This is a genomic window from Janthinobacterium svalbardense (genome assembly GCF_002327145.1).
GTDB classification, from domain to species: domain Bacteria; phylum Pseudomonadota; class Gammaproteobacteria; order Burkholderiales; family Burkholderiaceae_D; genus Janthinobacterium; species Janthinobacterium tructae.
The window spans coordinates 5,329,982-5,346,886 of the sequence record NZ_CP023422.1 but is presented as its reverse complement, the minus strand read 5'-3'; the positions used below and the strand labels follow the sequence as shown (position 1 = coordinate 5,346,886).

Here is a 16,905-nt window from a genome sequence, read left to right as displayed (position 1 = left end):
TGGATTTGGTGCAATGCAGTATTCATGCATCTTTATACCATGATGTGAAAAAATAGTGAAATGTTCCGAGATATTCAGCGAATAAATTGTCACAATTCTCATGTTGGCCGTCATAATTGACGGCTGGATGTACTTTGAACCATGGAAAACTATGCAACCTGTCAATGAATTCAAGAGCAAGAGCGGCTTGAAACGGATTTTTTCCGCCTTTTTCTACTCGCTCGACGGCTTGAAGGCGGCCTGGCGCCATGAACATGCGTTCCGCCAGGAACTGGGCTTGTTCGTCGTCGGCACGCTGATCGCCTTGCTGCTGCGCATCTCCGCCTTTGAAAAACTGGTGCTGATCGGCGTGCTGCTGCTGGTCTTGATCGTCGAACTGATCAATTCCGCGCTGGAAGCCGTGGTCGACCGCATCTCGCTCGAGCTTCATCCGCTGTCGAAAAACGCCAAGGACTTCGGCAGCGCCGCCGTGCTGCTGACCTGCATCCTGGCCTTCGCCACGTGGTCCGTGGTGCTGTTCAACCGTTTTTATTAACTGCTTTATCCCCGTTGTGTGCCGTCCATATGTGAAAAACGCATATCAAACGGCGAAACGCTTCGTTCTCTTTGCGGCCGTTGCGCCGTAATCTGGTGGCTCTGAAAGTTCAACCACACGGGGATCTTAGATGCTGTCGAAAAAAATCATCATTGCCGCCGCCCTTAGCGCGTTTGCCCTTCTGCAAACGGCGCAGGCCGCCGATATCACCCTGCTCAACGTGTCGTACGACCCGACGCGCGAGCTGTACCAGGATGTGAACACGGCATTTGCCAAGGAGTGGAAAGGCAAGACGGGCGACAACGTCAAGATCAAGCAATCGCATGGCGGTTCCGGCAAGCAGGCGCGCGCCGTCATCGACGGCCTGGAAGCGGACGTGGTCACGTTGGCCCTGGCCTATGACATCGATGCACTGGCCGAGCACAAACTGCTGGCCGCCGACTGGCAAAAGCGCCTGGCGCACAACAGCGCGCCGTACACCTCGACCATCGTGTTCCTGGTGCGCAAGGGCAACCCGAAAGGCATCAAGAATTGGAACGACCTGATCAAGCCGGGCGTGTCCGTCATCACGCCGAATCCGAAAACCTCGGGCGGCGCCCGCTGGAACCATTTGGCGGCCTGGGGCTATGCCTTGCGCCAGCCGGGCGGCAACGAAGCGAAGGCCAAGGATTTCCTCGGCAAACTGTATAAAAACGTGCCCGTGCTCGATTCCGGCGCACGCGGCGCCACCACCACCTTCGTTGAACGGGGTATCGGCGACGTGCTGATCGCCTGGGAAAACGAGGCTTACCTGGCCGTCAAGGAACTGGGCCCGACCAAGTTTGACATCATCACCCCGTCCGTCAGCATCCTGGCCGAGCCGCCCGTCGCCGTGGTCGACAAGTTTGCCGACAAGCACGGCACGCGCAAGGTGGCCGAGGCTTACCTGAACTACCTGTACACGGACGAAGCACAAGACATCATCGCCAAGAATTACTACCGTCCGGCAACGGACAAGGCGGCGAAGAAATACGCGTCGCAGTTTGCCAAGGTCAAGCTGTTCACCATCGAGCAAGTGGCCGGTGGCTGGACGTCGGCCCAGAAGGCGCACTTTGCCGACGGCGGCATCTTCGACCAGATTTATCAGCCGAAGTAATCTTCACCGGTAGGCGGCAACGCTTGCCGGAATCGATCACGCAAGGACACATCATGGCGCTGCGCAGCTTTTCCGATTACCGGGTACTGATCGTGCCGGGCTTGCATAACAGCGGTCCCGAGCACTGGCAGAGCCGCTGGCAGCGCCTGTATCCGCAATTCGAGCGGGTTGAGCAGGATGACTGGAACGAACCCGAGCTGGCCACCTGGTCGGCGCGCCTGGACCAGGTGCGGCGGCAAGATGCGCGCCCGACCCTGATCGTCGCCCACAGCTTCGGCTGCCTGACGACGGCGCACAGCCTGGCGCGCGACCCGCAGGGCGTGGCCGGCGTGCTGCTGGTAGGGCCGGCCGATCCGGACAAGTTTGGCGTGGCCAAAGCCTTGCCGCAAAAGCGCTTGCCTTGCCCCGGCATATTGATCGCCAGCCAGACGGATCCGTGGATGACGGCCGAACACGCGGCGCAGTGGGCGCGGCGCTGGAATTGCAAGTATATTGATGGCGGTGCGCTGGGCCATATCAACGCCGAGTCGCGCCTTGGTGACTGGGTCTACGGTCAGGCGCAACTGCAAACACTGTTTGATCTGGCGCAAAGCGACAAACGCCACCGTCAGGCAGCCTGATTCGACGAATATCCATAGACACACAACTTCACAAGGAGATCACGATGACTTTACGCCTGGGCGATGTCGCCCCTGATTTTGAACAAGACAGCTCGATCGGGACGCTCAAGTTCCACGAGTGGGCTGGCAATTCCTGGGTGGTGCTGTTTTCCCACCCGGCCGACTTTACCCCCGTGTGCACGACGGAGCTGGGCCTGACGGCCAAGCTCAAGCCGGAATTCGACAAGCGCAACGTGAAGGCCATCGCCCTGTCCGTGGACGCGGCCGAGTCGCACAAGAGCTGGATCAAGGATATCGAAGAGACGCAAAACACCGTGGTGGGCTTCCCCATCATCGCCGACGTCGACAAGAAAGTGTCGGTGCTGTACGACATGATCCACCCGGAGCAATCCGTGACGGCCACCGTGCGCTCCGTCTTCATCGTCGACCCGAGCAAAAAGGTACGCCTGATCCTCACGTATCCGCTCAGTACTGGCCGCAACTTCAATGAAATCCTGCGCGTCATCGATGCCCTGCAACTGACGGACGGCTACACGGTCGCCACGCCAGGCAACTGGCAAGATGGCGACGACGTCATCATCCCATTGACCGTGCAAGACCCGGACGTGATCAAGCAGAAGTATCCGAAGGGCTTTACGGCTGCCAAGCCGTACCTGCGCCTGACGCCGCAGCCGAACAAGTAAGAACGGGGTCAGTTGCGGATATACCCCAAAAGCAAGTTCTGGGGTCGGACCCTCAGGGTCCGACCCCGGCATTTCGCAGGGGTTTCTCAAGTGACACTTAAAAAACGCACCTGTCCGGTGCGTTTTTTTTCGCCCAGCGCTTTGATAACGAAGTATGCAAAATCCATCTAAGCAAATGAGAAATGGTTAGTTCTTTTTATAACGATTGCATGTGATTATTGCGCCCTATAACTCAAAAATGTAATAAGAAGGAGTTTCTATGTCTGCAGCATCAGCAGCACCGATCAAGGCGCGCGGCGCGCCGTTTCGGGTCATGCCGGGGTTTAAGCTGTCACTGGGCTTCACGCTCTTTTACCTGGCCTTGATCGTTCTCATTCCGCTCTCGTCGGTGTTCCTGAAAACCTTCACCATGACGTGGGACGCCTTCTTCAGCGCAGTGACGTCCGAGCGCGTGATGGCGTCGTACCGGCTGACGTTTGGCGCCTCGCTGATCGCTGCCCTGCTGAACGTGGTGTTTGGCGGCATCCTGGCCTGGGTGCTGGTGCGCTACAAATTCCCCGGCAAGCGCATCATCGACGCGCTGGTCGACTTGCCGTTCGCCTTGCCGACGGCCGTGGCCGGCATCACCCTGACCGCTCTGTACTCGTCGAACGGCTGGTTCGGCCAGTTCATCGAAGGCGTGCTGGGCATCAAGGTGGCGTTCACGCCGCTGGGGGTGGTGGTGGCGCTGACCTTCATCGGCTTGCCCTTCGTCGTGCGCACCGTGCAACCGGTGCTGGAAGACGCGGAAAAGGAACTCGAAGAAGCGGCCGCCAGCCTGGGCGCCAATTCGCTGCAAACGTTTATTCGCGTCATCTTTCCCACGATTTTGCCGTCCTTGCTGACGGGCTTTGCGCTGGCCTTTGCCCGCGCCACGGGCGAGTACGGTTCCGTAATCTTTATCGCTGGCAACATGCCGATGGTGTCGGAAATCACGCCGCTGTTCATTATTACCAAGCTGGAGCAATACGATTACGCGGGCGCCACGGCCATCGCCGTGGTGATGCTGGTGGTCTCCTTTTTGCTGTTGTTGACGATTAACCTGCTGCAAGCATGGACGCGCGGAAAGGCGAAGAAATCATGAGTACGAATATCACTGCCGTGGCGACGGTGGAAGATGCGCTGCCAAAAGCGCGCCGTTTCGAGCCGAACGTCGGCCCCGTCGTGCTGGAGCCGTTGTGGGTGCGCACGGTATTGATCAGCATCGCCTTGCTGTTCCTGACGGCGTTCCTGATCGTGCCCCTGGTGGCCGTGTTTGCCGAAGCGTTCAAGAAGGGCTGGGAAGCGTATATCGCCGCCATCATCGATCCGGACGCGATTTCCGCCATCAAGCTGACCCTGATCACGGCCGCCATCGCCGTGCCGCTGAACCTGGTGTTCGGCGTGGCCGCGTCCTGGTGTATCGCCAAGTTCGAGTTCCGCGGCAAGAGCATCCTGCTGACCCTGATCGACTTGCCGTTTTCCGTCTCGCCCGTGATTTCCGGCCTGATCTATGTGCTGATGTTCGGCGCCCAGGGCTGGTTCGGCCCGTGGCTGCAGGAGCACGACATCAAGATCCTGTTTGCCGTGCCCGGCATCGTGCTGGCCACCATCTTCATTACCTTCCCGTTCGTGGCGCGCGAACTGATCCCGCTGATGCAGTCGCAGGGCAGCGAAGAGGAAGAGGCCGCTCTCGTGCTGGGCGCCTCGGGCTGGAATACGTTCCGTAGAGTGACCTTGCCAAACATCAAGTGGGGCTTGCTGTATGGCGTGATCCTGTGCAATGCCCGCGCCATGGGCGAGTTCGGCGCCGTGTCCGTCGTCTCCGGCCATATCCGCGGCGAAACGAACACCATGCCGCTGCAGGTGGAGATTTTGTACAACGAGTACAACTTTGCCGCCGCGTTTGCCGTCGCCTCTCTGTTGGCCCTGCTGGCGCTGGTGACCCTGGCCTTGAAAGCTTTTATTGAGTGGCGTTTGAACGAGAGCGACGCCGACGATTCCGCCTTACGTTCCACGGAGCACTGATATGACCATCGCAGTTAAAAACATCCACAAGCGTTTCGGCGATTTCGTCGCCCTCGACAATATCTCGCTGGACTTTCCCGCCGGTGAATTGACGGCCCTGCTGGGCCCGTCCGGCTGCGGCAAGACGACCTTGCTGCGCATCATCGCCGGTCTGGAACATCCGGACAGCGGCCAGGTGCTGCTCGACGCGGAAGATGCGTCGAACCGCCATGTGCGCGAGCGGCAGGTCGGTTTCGTCTTTCAACACTATGCGCTGTTCAAGCACATGACGGTGTTTGAAAACGTGGCCTTCGGCTTGCGCGTGAAGTCGCGCAGCGAGCGCCCGTCGGAAGACCAGATCCGCCGTAAAGTGAAAGATTTGCTGGAGCTGGTGCAGCTGGACTGGCTGGCCGACCGCTATCCGCCGCAGCTGTCGGGCGGACAACGCCAGCGCATCGCCCTGGCACGCGCCCTGGCTGTCGAACCGCGCGTGCTGCTGCTGGACGAACCGTTCGGCGCCCTGGATGCCAAGGTGCGCAAGGAATTGCGCCGCTGGCTGCGCCGTTTGCATGACGACTTGCACGTCACCAGTATTTTTGTCACGCATGACCAGGAAGAGGCGCTGGAGGTGGCGGACCAGGTGGTGCTGATGAACAAGGGCACCGTCGAGCAACTCGGTTCCCCGGAACAAGTCTACAACCATCCGGCTTCGCCTTTCGTCTACGGCTTCCTGGGTAACGTCAACCTGTTCCACGGCCGCGTGCATGACGGCGTGATGGCCACCGGCGACGCCAGCTTCGAGGTGCCCGATTATGCGGGCGTGAGCGACAGCAAGGGCACGGCCTATGTGCGTCCGCACGACCTGGAAATCGACCGCTACACGCAGGGTGCCGAAGGCATCGTGGTGAAACTGAGCCGCGCGCATGCCATCGGCCCGCTGGCCCAGCTGGACTTGCAGCGCATCGATAACAGCGAACTGATCGAAGCGGTGATGTCGAACGAGCGTTTTACGCATCTGCAGTTGAAGGAAGGCGAGACGTTAGTTGTCCGCCCGAAACGCCTCCACGTGTTCGTTGAACCAACAAGAACCTAAAGGCTGAAAATATATGAACTTTCAACAACTGCGCTCGATCCGCGAAGCGGCGCGCCGCGGCTACAACCTGACGGAAGTGGCGAACGCCCTGTTCACGTCGCAGCCGGGCGTGAGCAGGCAAATCCGCGAACTGGAAGACGAGCTGGGCGTGGTCATCTTCGAGCGCAACGGCAAGCGCTTGACGGGCTTGACGGAGCCGGGCAAGGGCATTTTGAAAATCGTCGATCGCCTTTTGATCGAGGCGGAAAACCTGCAGCAGGCCAGCCTGGAATACAGCGGCCAGACCAGCGGTACCCTGTCGGTGGCGGCTACGCACACGCAGGCGCGCTATGCGCTGCCGAAAGTGGTGCAGGGCTTCCGCGCCGCCTATCCCGACGTGCGCATTGCGCTACAACAAAGCGCGCCCGAGCACATCGCGGAATGGGTGTTGTCGGGCAAGACCGATATCGGCATCGCCACGGAAGGCTTGAGCCAGTTCCCTGACCTGGTGTCGTTCCCGTGCTACCGCTGGAGCCATTTGATCGTCGTGCCGGACGGCCACCCGCTGCTCGAACATACACCCATCCGCCTGGAAGACCTGGCCAAGTATCCGCTGATTACCTACGACAAGGGTTTCACGGGCCGGGGCCATATCGACGCCGCGTTCGCCAAGGCGGGCGTGGCCACCGATATTATTTTGACGGCCATGGATTCGGACGTCATCAAGCAATACGTGGCGCTGGGCCTGGGTGTGGGCATCGTCGCGTCGATGGCCTTCGACCATGGCCGCGACAAGGGGTTAAGGGCCGTGGAGGCGTCGCATTTGTTCGCCAGCAACACGACGCGCCTGGCCGTGCGCCGTGGCGCCTACCTGCGCGCCTACGCCTACGAGTTCATCCTGCAACTGGCGCCGGACCTGACGCGCGCAGACATCGACCGCGCCATGGCGGGAGAGGAAGCCCTCTAGCCGATGGTCGCCCGCTGCGCGCGCGTCAGGCTGGCCACGGCGCGCGCGTAGCTATCTTGCACCAGCTCGGCCAGGTAATCGGCCGGGAAGCGTGTCACATCGACGATGGTGACCCAGTGAAAGCGACCCATGTAGCGGGCCGGTTTCACGCCTGGCATGTCCGTCAGTTCGATAAAGCGCTCCGCGCTGACCCTCAGGCTGAAGCGCCACTGCTCCGGTGCGCTGGTCTTAAAGTAGGCAAATTTCTTGCCGCTCACTTCAACCACGAGGATGTTCGACGGCGCACCGTACAGCACGGCTTGCGCGCCGGGCAGGGCCGCGCAAAATTCCTTCAGTTCATCTGTTGTCATTCCTCAACCGCCATGAATTGTTGCGTGCTGTGGTCGAAAGCATATGCCGCGCCGGCAGGCGAGTCCAGCAGGCGGATGAAGCGGTCGTCCACGCTGAGCACGGCACCGAGCGATACCAGGGCCACGTTGGCGCTGTCGTTGATGTAGTCGTCGCTCTCGTCGTTGGCCGTGAGGCGCCAGCCGCTGTCGTCGTCGTTGTCCGGCTCTTCGCGGTACAGATAGCCGACGGGCGCGCCGTCTTCCAGCACGCGTTTTGTGACGAAGCACAGGCCCGCATAGCGGTTGACGAGATTGTCGTCATCGTCGTGTTGCGTATTGATGATGTGGCGCGCTTCGAAGGCGATGGCGTCCTTGGCGTGCAGATCGGCGATGTAGCCGGGCATGTTGTCGAGCTTGCCGGTGAAATGTCCATGCGGCTCGATCGTCTCCACCAGCACCCACATGCGCTCGGCGCCCGGCGCCTGCGGATCGTCGCTGTGGAAGGCGAAGATCAGCTTGACCACCTCGCCGGGGCGCACCTGGGCGATGGCCTCGGGTGGCGATTTGTAGAAAGTGTAGGGATGGCGCGCCGCCAGATCGGCGGCGTCGGTCAGATGCCAGCTGGGCATGATATTCCGTCGTCAGAGTGGGAGAATGTCCATGGTAGCCGATTGCCTGCCAGGATGGCCACCCGTACGCCAGGGGGCAGGCGGGAATAAAAAACGGGAGGCAGATGCCTCCCGTGCTGTGTTGCTATTGTCAGCTATTACCAGCGATTACCAGCTATAACCCGCCTTGGCGTAGTAATAGCGGCCGTTGAAGCCGTTCGGCGCGAAGATGCTGTAGGGCTGCGTGCCGTTGACGTTCAGGTTGCCGTTGCTGGTCACTTGCGCCGGGTAGCGGTTGGTGACGTTGTCGATGCCGGCCACCAGGCGCCAGTTCTTGCCCAGCTTTACGGAACCGGACACATCCAGCACCCATTGCGGGTCATACGTCTGGTCCAGCTTGACATCGTTTTGCGGCACGGTGAAGCTGCCGTAGCGCGTCACCAGGCCGTGCACGTTCCAGATGCCAAAACCGTAATCGGCGGCCAGGCTGAACTTGTCCTTCGGCGACGCCACCGTGATGCGGTCGATGCTCTGGCGGTCGATCAGTTTCAGGTTGTTGGCCGTCAGGATGGCTGGATTGTCGGCGATTTTCTGTACCGTGCTCTTGTTGTGGTTGTACGCCACGGTGAGGTCCAGGCGGTCTTTCTCTTGCAGGTCGATCCGGTAGGTGCTGACGATGTCCACGCCTTCCGTGCGCGTGTCGACGGCGTTGGTGAAGTAGCGTCCCGAACCCACCGGCGTGCCTTGGGCGGCCAGGATGTTCTTCAAAGCATTGTTGAGGACCAGATTGGCCGAGAACAGGATGCGGTTGTCGATGTCGATGCGGTAAGCGTCCACTGTCGTGGTGAAGTTGCGGGTCGGCTGGAATTGCAGGCCCAGGCTGTAGTTGCGGGCCTTTTCCGGTTTCAGGTCTTGCGCACCGAGGGAGCGTGCCTGCGGCGTGTTGACGGCGAAGGTGCCCGTCTCGATGGCGGTATTGTTGCCATTGATGACCTGGAAGTTGGTGGTGGTGATGGTGTAGTACTGCTGCGCCAGCGATGGCGCGCGGAAGCCGCTCGACACGGTGCCGCGCAGCGACAGCGCGTCCGTGAACGAGTAACGGGCCGAACCCTTGGCCGAAGTGGTGCTGCCGAAATCGCTGTAGCGCTCATGGCGCAGGGCCACGCCACCGGACAGGTTTTTCGTCGCTTCCGCTTCCAGATTCACATAGATCGACTCGTTGTGGCGCGAATGGCTGCCCGCATTGGCAGGACGGAAGCCGGCAAAGCCTTGCGAGCCGCCACCCGTGTACGACGCTGCGTCGCCTGCACCGATGCTGTACTTCTCATGGCGCGCTTCGGCACCGACGGCTACCGTCAGCGGTCCCGTAAAGTAAGACACGGGAAATTCGCGCGCCGCATCGAGGTTCAATACCGTCTGTTCATTTTTCAGCGAGCCGGCATAAAAGTGCGTGGGGCTGGCTGCACCCAGCGACTGGTTGACCGTGTTGTCGAGGTCCAGTTCGAACTTGTTGCTGCCGTAATTGATGCTGGCATCCCAGCGCCAGCCGGCCGCTTCGCCACGCAAGCCCGTGACGATGGACTGGTCGGTCAGGGTGCTGTTTTGCAATGGCAAAAAGCCTTCCGGGAAGAGCGGTGTGCGCTGCACGAACAGCTTCGAATTATTCGGGTCAGCGATCAGGGCCGTGCGCCAGGTGGCGGCGGCCGAGGTGTCGCGCTTGCCGTAATTGCCGAAGGCGTACCAGTCCACATCGTCATTGATGTGGTATTCGCTGTTGATGAAGACGGTGGCCGGCTTGCTTTCCGGGTCGCCATAGCGCTGGTTGACCTTGCCATAGCGCGGTTCCAGCGGATTGCGGAAATCGGCGCCGGCACGGTTGGTCGGGTCGCGTTCGGCCACTTCGGCCGAGACGCGCACCCAGCCGTCGTCGCCCAAGGCGAAACCGGCCGAGCCCTTGATGGATTTTTGCTTGCCGTCGCGTTCCTGCGTCTGGCCATAGCCCACTTCGATATCGCCGCCGGCCGCGCCTTTTTTCAGGATGATGTTGATCACGCCGGCTATCGCGTCGGAGCCGTACTGGGCCGCCGCGCCATCGCGCAGCACTTCCACATGGTCGATGGCGGCCAGGGGAATGGCGTTCAAGTCGACGGGCGCCGAGCCGCGGCCCAGCGAACCGTTGACGTTAACCACGGCCGAGGTGTAGCGGCGCTTGCCGTTCACCAGCACCAGGGTCTGGTCGGGCGATAGGCCGCGCAATTGCGCCGGACGCACGGCGTCGCTGGCGTCGGCGCCTGTGGCGCGGGCAAAGTTCAGCGATGGCAGCAGGCGCGCCAGCACGGTAGCCAGTTCGCCCGAACCCGTGCTTTGCAGGTCGCGCGAGGTGAGGATGTCGATCGGCGATTCGGAATCGATGGTGCGGCGGTTCTTGGCGAAGGTACCGGTGACCACCACCGATTGCAATTCACCTTCGGCCGGCAGCTCTTGCTGCGCTTGCACATGCATTGGCAGGCTGAAGCAGGCGATCAGGCTGGCGGCGAGGACGGTTTTCACCGGGAGGGCGGGAAGCTGGGAGCGGGCGGTGCTGGAACTCATCGACAATATCTCTTCGGTTAGTGGTTGCGCGGACCATGGCGGTCCGGTGACGAAATCAGCTTAGCAGCGGGCGAACGGCGTGCTTACGAATCGTTCTGTCTATCGATATGCAATAAATATCTGATGCACGTCAAAATGGCGCGAGTAGTGCGGTGGCCTTGTCTCCAGCATACGACCGGGCATGGCAAGGCTGCAATGCTGCACCGCAGTAAATTGCTGGCTGTTGTATAAATACGACTATATGTCATGAGCGTGGGGTGTCTGGCATGAAGAACACGTTCTTTCTGCCCATGGCTGTCCGAAGAAATATTCAGACTGGGATTGTGCGAACCAACAACTCCCTTCAGCACCGCTCTCGAAATCAAAAAATGCTTGACCTTCCAAGTGTGTCACCTCGGATAACGACTATGGGATCTGCTTCAGATCAACGAAACCAAGTCGACTCCAGTCGCGAAAGGCACAATGATGAAAGTCAAAACCATAACCCTGATCACTGCGGTGCTAGGCGCAGCATTCACCATCAGCGGATGCAAGCAGACGGCATCCTCTCCCGCAGCCGCAAAGCCGCCCAGCGTTCCCGTGGCCGAAGTGGTCGTTCGTCCGGCAACACCGTATGTCGAGTTCAACGGCTCGCTGACCGCGCTCAAGCGGGTTGAACTGCGCCCGCAGGTGGCCGGCTACATTCAGGACGTGAGCGTGCCTGAAGGACGCTTTGTCGAGAAGGGCCGCAAGCTCTTTGACATCGATCCACGCGTGTTCCAGGCCGCGCTGAATGCCGCGACAGCGCGCTTGAGCGAGGCTGAAGCGGCATCGATGCTGGCCCAGGCGGAATATGCGCGAGCCGAACAGCTGTTCGGCAAAAAGATCGTCGCGCGTGATCGTCTCGACATGGCAACGGCTGCGCTACATGCTGGCAAGGCACAGGTCGATGCCGCAAAAGCTGCGCGAGATACTGCGCAATTGGATCTGAGTTTCACGCGCGTCACGGCGCCGATCAGCGGACGTGTCGGGCAAGTCCTCGTCACCGAGGGCAATTATGTCACCAGCGGCGTGACGCCCCTGACGACGATCGTCTCCATCGATCCGCTGCATGTCTATTTCGATGTCGACGAACGCACCTATTTGCGCTCGCTTGCAGCCGGCCGAGCCAATGCCGCCCCGCATGGGACGCAGGCGGCCAAGGTCATGCTGGCACTGGCCACCGACAAGTCGTATTCGCGGTCCGGCCGTGTCGACTTCCTCGCCAACGCTGCTGATCGCGGGACGGGGACGGTGCGTGTCCGCGCGGTGGTCGACAACCCCGATGGAAAACTGACGCCCGGCCTGTTTGCCAAGGTCAGGCTGGAGACGGGGGCGCCGCAAGCCAGGGTGCTGGTTGCCGATCACTCGATAGGCACGGATCAGGGGCGCCGCTATGTGCTCGTGGTCGGCAAAGACGACAAGACGCAATACCGGCCCGTCGAGCTTGGCCCCGTTGTCGACGGTTTGCGCGTGATCGAGCAAGGCCTGCAGCCCGGTGAGCGCATCGTCGTCAAGGGGCTGGTGCGCCCCGGCATGCAAGTGACGCCACAGTCAGCCGCGATTGACGGTACGCCCATTGCTGTGCCGAAAACCTCGGGAGGCGCGTAATGTCTTTCCCACGTTTCTTCATCGATCGCCCGATCTTTGCCATCGTCCTTTCGGTGCTGATGGTGCTCGCCGGTATCGTGGCTTTCTTCCAGATGCCGCTCAGCGAATATCCGGCCGTGACGCCGCCGACCGTGCAGGTGAGCGCTTCCTATCCTGGCGCCAATCCCAAGGTGATCGCCGAAACGGTGGCAGCGCCGCTCGAGCAGGCCATTACCGGGGTCGAGGGCATGCTGTACATGTCGTCGCAATCGGCAACCGATGGCCGCATGATCCTGACCGCCACTTTCGCGCAGGGGACGAATGCCGACATGGCACAGATTCAGGTGCAGAACCGGGTTTCGCGCGCGTTGCCGCGCTTGCCTGAAGAAGTGCAGCGCCAGGGCGTCGTCACACAGAAAACCTCGCCGGACATTCTGATGGTGGTCCACCTGCTGTCGCCCGACAAACGCTACGATCCCCTGTACATGTCGAATTACGCCTACCTCCAGGTGCGCGACGAGCTGTCCCGCATCCCCGGCGTCAGCGACGTCCTGGTCTGGGGCGCGGGTGAATACAGCATGCGGCTCTGGCTCGATCCAAACCTGATCGCCGCACGTGGCTTGACGGCCGGCGACGTGATTGCCGCGGTACGCGAGCAGAACGTGCAGGTGGCAGCCGGCTCCGTCGGCCAGTCTCCCGATTCCAGTGCCGCGTTCCAGGTGACGGTCAACACGCTCGGACGATTGACCGACGAGGAACAGTTCGGCGACATCATCATTCGCACGGGCGCCGAAGGCCAGGTGACGCGCTTGCGCGATGTCGCCCGCATCGAGATGGGGGCCGACGCCTATGCGCTGCGCAGCCTGCTTGACGGCGAACCCGCCGTCGCCTTGCAAATCATTCAGAGTCCAGGCGCCAACGCGCTCGACGTTTCGCAGGCGGTACGGGAAACCATGCAGCGGCTGGAGGGCAAGTTCCCGGCGGGACTGAGCTCGCGCATCGCCTATGATCCGACGGTCTTTGTGCGCGCCTCGCTGGAGTCGGTGGCAACCACCTTGCTGGAGGCGATCATTCTCGTCGTCATCGTGGTGGTGCTGTTCCTGCGCAACTGGCGCGCCTCGCTGATCCCCCTGATGGCCGTGCCGGTATCGCTGATCGGCACTTTCGCCGTCATGCATTTGATGGGATTCTCGCTCAACACCTTGTCCCTGTTTGGCCTGGTGCTGTCGATCGGCATCGTCGTCGACGATGCGATCGTGGTGGTCGAGAATGTCGAACGTCACATCGAAAATGGCGAAGAGCCCAAGCAAGCGGCAAGGCGCGCCATGGACGAGGTCACGGGCCCCATCATCGCGATCACCTCGGTGCTCGCCGCCGTTTTCATTCCGACCGCTTTCCTGAGCGGTCTGCAGGGCGAGTTCTACCGCCAGTTCGCGCTGACGATCGCCATCTCGACCATCCTGTCGGCCGTCAATTCGCTCACGCTCAGCCCGGCGCTTGCCGGCCTCCTGCTCAAGCCACGCAAGGCCGAGGCCGTGCATGACCCGCGCAGCCTGCGTGGCCGTGCCGAGCGCCTGTTGCAGATGCTGGGCCGGCCGTTCCAGCGCGCGCCGGATGCCTATGGCAACACCGTGCGCAAGGTCGTCGGGGTCAGCAGCGTGGCGCTGCTGGTGTACGGTGGCCTGCTCGCGCTGACTTTCTTCGGCTTCAAGGCCGTGCCGCCGGGCTTCGTGCCGATGCAGGATAAATATTATCTTGTTGCGATCGCTCAGCTGCCGAATTCGTCATCGCTGGAGCGTAGCGAGGCGGTCGCCAGGCAAATGTCCAGGATCGCGCTGGACGAACCTGGCGTTGAAAGCGTCGTTGCCTTCCCTGGCTTGTCGATCAACGGCTTCGTCAACGTGCCGAACGCCGCGGTCATGTTCGTCATGCTCGACCCGTTCAAGGATCGCACGACCGCCGATCTCACCGCGAGCGCGATCGCCGCGCGCCTGCAGGCGAAATTTTCCGGCATTCCCGACGGCTTCCTCGGTGTGTTCCCGCCGCCGCCCGTGCCCGGCCTTGGCGCGACCGGTGGCTTCAAGATGCTGGTCGAGGATCGCGGCAGCGCCGGGCTCGATGCACTGGTCCAGCAGACCCATATCCTGATGACCAAAGCCACCGAGTCGGGACAGGTGGCCGGACTCATGACCAGCATGGACGTCAATGCCCCGCAGCTCGACGTCGCCATCGATCGCACCCAGGTCAAGAGCCAGGGGGTGCGTTTGGCCGATGTGTTCGAGTCGCTGCAGATCTATCTCGGTTCCCTGTATGTCAACGACTTCAACCGCTTCGGCCGGACCTACAAGGTGACGGCCCAGGCCGATGCGGAGCACCGCATGCAGGCCGAGGCCATCGGCCGCTTGCAGGTGCGCAACGCGGCCGGCGACATGCTGCCTTTGTCGTCGTTTGTTACCGTCACGCCCAGCTCCGGTCCGGACCGCGTGGTTCATTACAATGGCTATCCCTCGGCCGACATTTCGGGTGGCGCGATGGCCGGTGTCAGTTCGGGGCAGGCGGTTGCTGTCATGGAACGCCTGGCGAAGGAGGTGCTGCCTGAAGGCATGAGTATTGAATGGACTGACCTCACCTACCAGCAAAAGCTGGCCGGCGATTCGGCGCTGTTCATTTTCCCGCTGTGCGTGCTGCTCGCCTATCTCATCCTCGCCGCGCAGTACAACAGCTGGCTGCTGCCCTTGGCGGTCCTGCTGATCGTGCCGATGTGTCTGCTGAGCGCGATCATCGGCGTGTGGCTGGTGGGCGGCGACAACAACATCTTCGTGCAGATCGGGCTCATTGTGCTCGTCGGCTTGGCGGCCAAGAACGCCATCCTCATTGTCGAGTTCGCACGTAGCCTGGAAATGGAAGGAGCGCGCCCGCTCGATGCGGTCATCGAGGCTTGCCGGCTGCGGCTGCGGCCCATCCTGATGACCTCGCTCGCCTTCATCGCTGGCGTCGTGCCGCTGGTGTTCGCCAGTGGTGCCGGTTCCGAGATGCGCCAGGCCATGGGCATCGCGGTTTTCGCCGGCATGCTCGGCGTGACACTGTTCGGATTATTTCTCACGCCCGTGTTTTATGTGCTGATGCGCGCCCTGGCGGCCCGCTTCGAGCGCCGCACGCCAACGACCAAGCCCAGCATGGACAGGAGCACGTCATGAACCGCCCGTATCAAACAGTTGTAGTTTCTCTGAGTGCGCTAAGTGTGTTCGTCGTGCTGGCCGGATGCGCGGCAGGCCCCGATTACTCGCCGCCCTTGCCGCCGTCGCTGCCATCGTCGCAATTCTCCAGTGGTACTGGCCAGGCGCACGCCGCGCTTGTCCCGGGTGCGGTCGAGGTGGAATGGTGGCGCACCTTCGACGATGCGCTGCTGGTCACCCTGATCCAGCGGGCGCTGGCGGCAAACCATGACGTCGGCATCGCTGCCGTTCGGCTCGCAGAGGCAAAAGCCCTGCTGCGCGAAGACAGGCAAGGCTTCCTGCCGCAGGGTGGAGCCGCGCTTGCTTACGAGCAGCGTCGCTTGAGCAAGATCGAAACGCTACCCGGCCAGCCGCGTCAGAGCGAAACCTATCGCGGGACCGTCGACGCTGCCTGGGAAATCGACCTGTTTGGCCGCGTGCGGCGTTCCGTGGAGGCGGGGCGGGCGCTGGCGGGCTCACGCGAAGCGTTGCTGCGCGGCGTGCAGGCGGGCGTTGCCGCCGCAGTGGCGGGCACCTGGTTCGAGCTGGGCGGCATCGACGCTGAACTCGCTGTTGTCGCCAGCATCCGGCAAAGCCAGCGCGACAGCCTGGCGCTGGTCGAGCGCCTGATGAGCGTGGGCTCTGCCAGCGAACTTGACCGGCTTCGTGCCGAAGCCTTGCTGCGCACAGTGGAGGTAGCCATGCCCGAGCTGGAACGCCGCCGCGCGGCTTCCGTCAATGCGCTGGCCATCCTCCTGGGCGAAGTCCCGCAGACGTTCAGTCTTCCCGCCGCCATGCCTGTGCATGAAGCGCTGTCAGTGCGGACGATTGCCGTGGGCGATCCCGCCACGCTGCTCGCACGGCGCGCCGATATTGCGGCGGCAGAAAGAAACCTTGCTGCGGCGACCGCCCGCATCGGGGTGGAGACGGCCGGTCTCTACCCCGAGATCCAGGTGCTCGGTTCCATCGGGCTCGTTGGGGGCAGTCTCGATGCCATGGGCGACGCTGGAATGCAGTCCAGCTTTATCGGCCCGGTGATGCGTTGGAATTTGCTCGACAGGGGGCGCGTGCGCGCCCGGATCGCCGCCAGCGAGGCCCGTGCCCAGGCGGCCCTGCTCGCGTATGACCAGACCGTGTTGCGCGCACTACAGGAAACAGATGATGCCTTCAAAGCCTATGGCAGCGCCGGTAGCACGCTTGGACTGCGGCTGCTTGAGTCGGCGGCAAATCGCGAGGCGGCGCATCTTGCCAGGCTGCGGTTTTCAGAGGGTGAAGGCCTCTACCTGGATGTGCTCGAAGCGCAACGCGCCGACTTTGCCAGCAGGCGTGCGCTGGCGGTCGCGCGCACCAACCAGCGGCTTGCCGTCGTCAGCATCTACAAGGCACTGGGCGGCGGCTGGGAGATCTGTGCGCAGGAAAATGACGACTGCGGCGGCGCCAGGGCCATTACTCGATCGCGCTTCGCGAAACAACTCAGCGGCCGGAATTGACCTTACTTAGCAGCATCCCGGGCCGA

Annotated in this window: 14 protein-coding genes; 11 read left to right on the top strand and 3 right to left on the bottom strand. The window is 61.8% G+C overall.

Features of this window, described 5'->3' with window-relative positions; genetic code table 11:
- The first annotated feature begins 151 nt into the window (after positions 1-151).
- The 8 genes from CNX70_RS23800 (at position 152) to CNX70_RS23765 (ending at position 7,037) form a co-directional block, all read left to right on the top strand.
- A complete protein-coding gene (locus CNX70_RS23800; protein WP_096237565.1) occupies positions 152-535 on the top strand; it encodes a diacylglycerol kinase in 384 nt (127 codons plus the stop codon).
- 130 nt (positions 536-665) lie between these two features.
- Positions 666-1,670 (top strand): sulfate ABC transporter substrate-binding protein, encoded by a 1,005-nt coding sequence (locus CNX70_RS23795; RefSeq protein WP_096237564.1) that lies wholly within the window; start codon positions 666-668, stop codon positions 1,668-1,670.
- 53 nt (positions 1,671-1,723) lie between these two features.
- Positions 1,724-2,290, top strand: coding sequence for an RBBP9/YdeN family alpha/beta hydrolase (locus CNX70_RS23790; protein ID WP_096238651.1), 567 nt, complete (start codon positions 1,724-1,726; stop codon positions 2,288-2,290).
- 44 nt (positions 2,291-2,334) lie between these two features.
- Positions 2,335-2,973 (top strand): peroxiredoxin, encoded by a 639-nt coding sequence (locus CNX70_RS23785; protein ID WP_096237563.1) that lies wholly within the window; start codon positions 2,335-2,337, stop codon positions 2,971-2,973.
- Between the two features lie 313 nt (positions 2,974-3,286).
- Positions 3,287-4,096, top strand: coding sequence for a sulfate ABC transporter permease subunit CysT (cysT, locus tag CNX70_RS23780; RefSeq protein WP_070224513.1), 810 nt, complete (start codon positions 3,287-3,289; stop codon positions 4,094-4,096).
- Positions 4,093-5,019 carry a sulfate ABC transporter permease subunit CysW gene (gene cysW, locus CNX70_RS23775; RefSeq protein ID WP_096238650.1) on the top strand — a complete coding sequence of 309 codons (927 nt, stop codon included), beginning with the start codon at positions 4,093-4,095 and terminating at the stop codon, positions 5,017-5,019. The genes cysT and cysW overlap by 4 nt, the downstream gene beginning before the upstream one ends.
- A gap of 1 nt (position 5,020) precedes the next feature.
- A complete protein-coding gene (locus tag CNX70_RS23770) occupies positions 5,021-6,091 on the top strand; it encodes a sulfate/molybdate ABC transporter ATP-binding protein (RefSeq protein WP_096237561.1) in 1,071 nt (356 codons plus the stop codon).
- Between the two features lie 13 nt (positions 6,092-6,104).
- A complete protein-coding gene (locus CNX70_RS23765) occupies positions 6,105-7,037 on the top strand; it encodes a CysB family HTH-type transcriptional regulator (RefSeq protein ID WP_096237560.1) in 933 nt (310 codons plus the stop codon).
- Here CNX70_RS23765 and CNX70_RS23760 read toward each other — a convergent pair.
- The 3 genes from CNX70_RS23760 to CNX70_RS23750 form a co-directional block, all read right to left on the bottom strand.
- Positions 7,034-7,387, bottom strand: coding sequence for an MmcQ/YjbR family DNA-binding protein (locus tag CNX70_RS23760; protein WP_096237559.1), 354 nt, complete (start codon positions 7,385-7,387; stop codon positions 7,034-7,036). The two genes, CNX70_RS23765 and CNX70_RS23760, sit on opposite strands and share 4 nt — an antisense overlap.
- On the bottom strand, positions 7,384-7,995 hold the full coding sequence (locus tag CNX70_RS29025; RefSeq protein ID WP_096237558.1) for an immunity protein Imm33 domain-containing protein: 612 nt from the start codon (positions 7,993-7,995) through the stop codon (positions 7,384-7,386). The genes CNX70_RS23760 and CNX70_RS29025 overlap by 4 nt, the downstream gene beginning before the upstream one ends.
- 147 nt (positions 7,996-8,142) lie before the next feature.
- Positions 8,143-10,566 (bottom strand): TonB-dependent receptor plug domain-containing protein, encoded by a 2,424-nt coding sequence (locus CNX70_RS23750; RefSeq protein WP_096237557.1) that lies wholly within the window; start codon positions 10,564-10,566, stop codon positions 8,143-8,145.
- Positions 10,567-11,028: 462 nt separating this feature from the next.
- On the opposite strand from CNX70_RS23750, the gene CNX70_RS23745 reads away from it, so the two are divergent.
- From CNX70_RS23745 to CNX70_RS23735, 3 genes are read left to right on the top strand one after another with little or no spacing between them, the layout of a single operon-like run.
- Positions 11,029-12,195, top strand: a complete 1,167-nt coding sequence (locus tag CNX70_RS23745; protein WP_279629326.1) for an efflux RND transporter periplasmic adaptor subunit — start codon at positions 11,029-11,031, stop codon at positions 12,193-12,195.
- A complete protein-coding gene (locus tag CNX70_RS23740; RefSeq protein ID WP_096237555.1) occupies positions 12,195-15,371 on the top strand; it encodes an efflux RND transporter permease subunit in 3,177 nt (1,058 codons plus the stop codon). The genes CNX70_RS23745 and CNX70_RS23740 overlap by 1 nt, the downstream gene beginning before the upstream one ends.
- Positions 15,368-16,879, top strand: coding sequence for an efflux transporter outer membrane subunit (locus CNX70_RS23735; protein ID WP_096237554.1), 1,512 nt, complete (start codon positions 15,368-15,370; stop codon positions 16,877-16,879). The genes CNX70_RS23740 and CNX70_RS23735 overlap by 4 nt, the downstream gene beginning before the upstream one ends.
- Positions 16,880-16,905 lie beyond the last annotated feature (26 nt).

Coding starts and splice junctions, on each gene's coding strand:
- CNX70_RS23750 (WP_096237557.1), bottom strand. CDS start 10,566: ATGAGTTCCAGCACCGCCCGCTCCCAGCTTCCCGCCCTCCCGGTGAAA.
- CNX70_RS29025 (WP_096237558.1), bottom strand. CDS start 7,995: ATGCCCAGCTGGCATCTGACCGACGCCGCCGATCTGGCGGCGCGCCAT.
- CNX70_RS23770 (WP_096237561.1), top strand. CDS start 5,021: ATGACCATCGCAGTTAAAAACATCCACAAGCGTTTCGGCGATTTCGTC.
- CNX70_RS23740 (WP_096237555.1), top strand. CDS start 12,195: ATGTCTTTCCCACGTTTCTTCATCGATCGCCCGATCTTTGCCATCGTC.
- CNX70_RS23735 (WP_096237554.1), top strand. CDS start 15,368: ATGAACCGCCCGTATCAAACAGTTGTAGTTTCTCTGAGTGCGCTAAGT.
- CNX70_RS23745 (WP_279629326.1), top strand. CDS start 11,029: ATGATGAAAGTCAAAACCATAACCCTGATCACTGCGGTGCTAGGCGCA.
- cysT (WP_070224513.1), top strand. CDS start 3,287: ATGCCGGGGTTTAAGCTGTCACTGGGCTTCACGCTCTTTTACCTGGCC.
- CNX70_RS23795 (WP_096237564.1), top strand. CDS start 666: ATGCTGTCGAAAAAAATCATCATTGCCGCCGCCCTTAGCGCGTTTGCC.
- CNX70_RS23765 (WP_096237560.1), top strand. CDS start 6,105: ATGAACTTTCAACAACTGCGCTCGATCCGCGAAGCGGCGCGCCGCGGC.
- CNX70_RS23760 (WP_096237559.1), bottom strand. CDS start 7,387: ATGACAACAGATGAACTGAAGGAATTTTGCGCGGCCCTGCCCGGCGCG.
- cysW (WP_096238650.1), top strand. CDS start 4,093: ATGAGTACGAATATCACTGCCGTGGCGACGGTGGAAGATGCGCTGCCA.
- CNX70_RS23800 (WP_096237565.1), top strand. CDS start 152: ATGCAACCTGTCAATGAATTCAAGAGCAAGAGCGGCTTGAAACGGATT.
- CNX70_RS23785 (WP_096237563.1), top strand. CDS start 2,335: ATGACTTTACGCCTGGGCGATGTCGCCCCTGATTTTGAACAAGACAGC.
- CNX70_RS23790 (WP_096238651.1), top strand. CDS start 1,724: ATGGCGCTGCGCAGCTTTTCCGATTACCGGGTACTGATCGTGCCGGGC.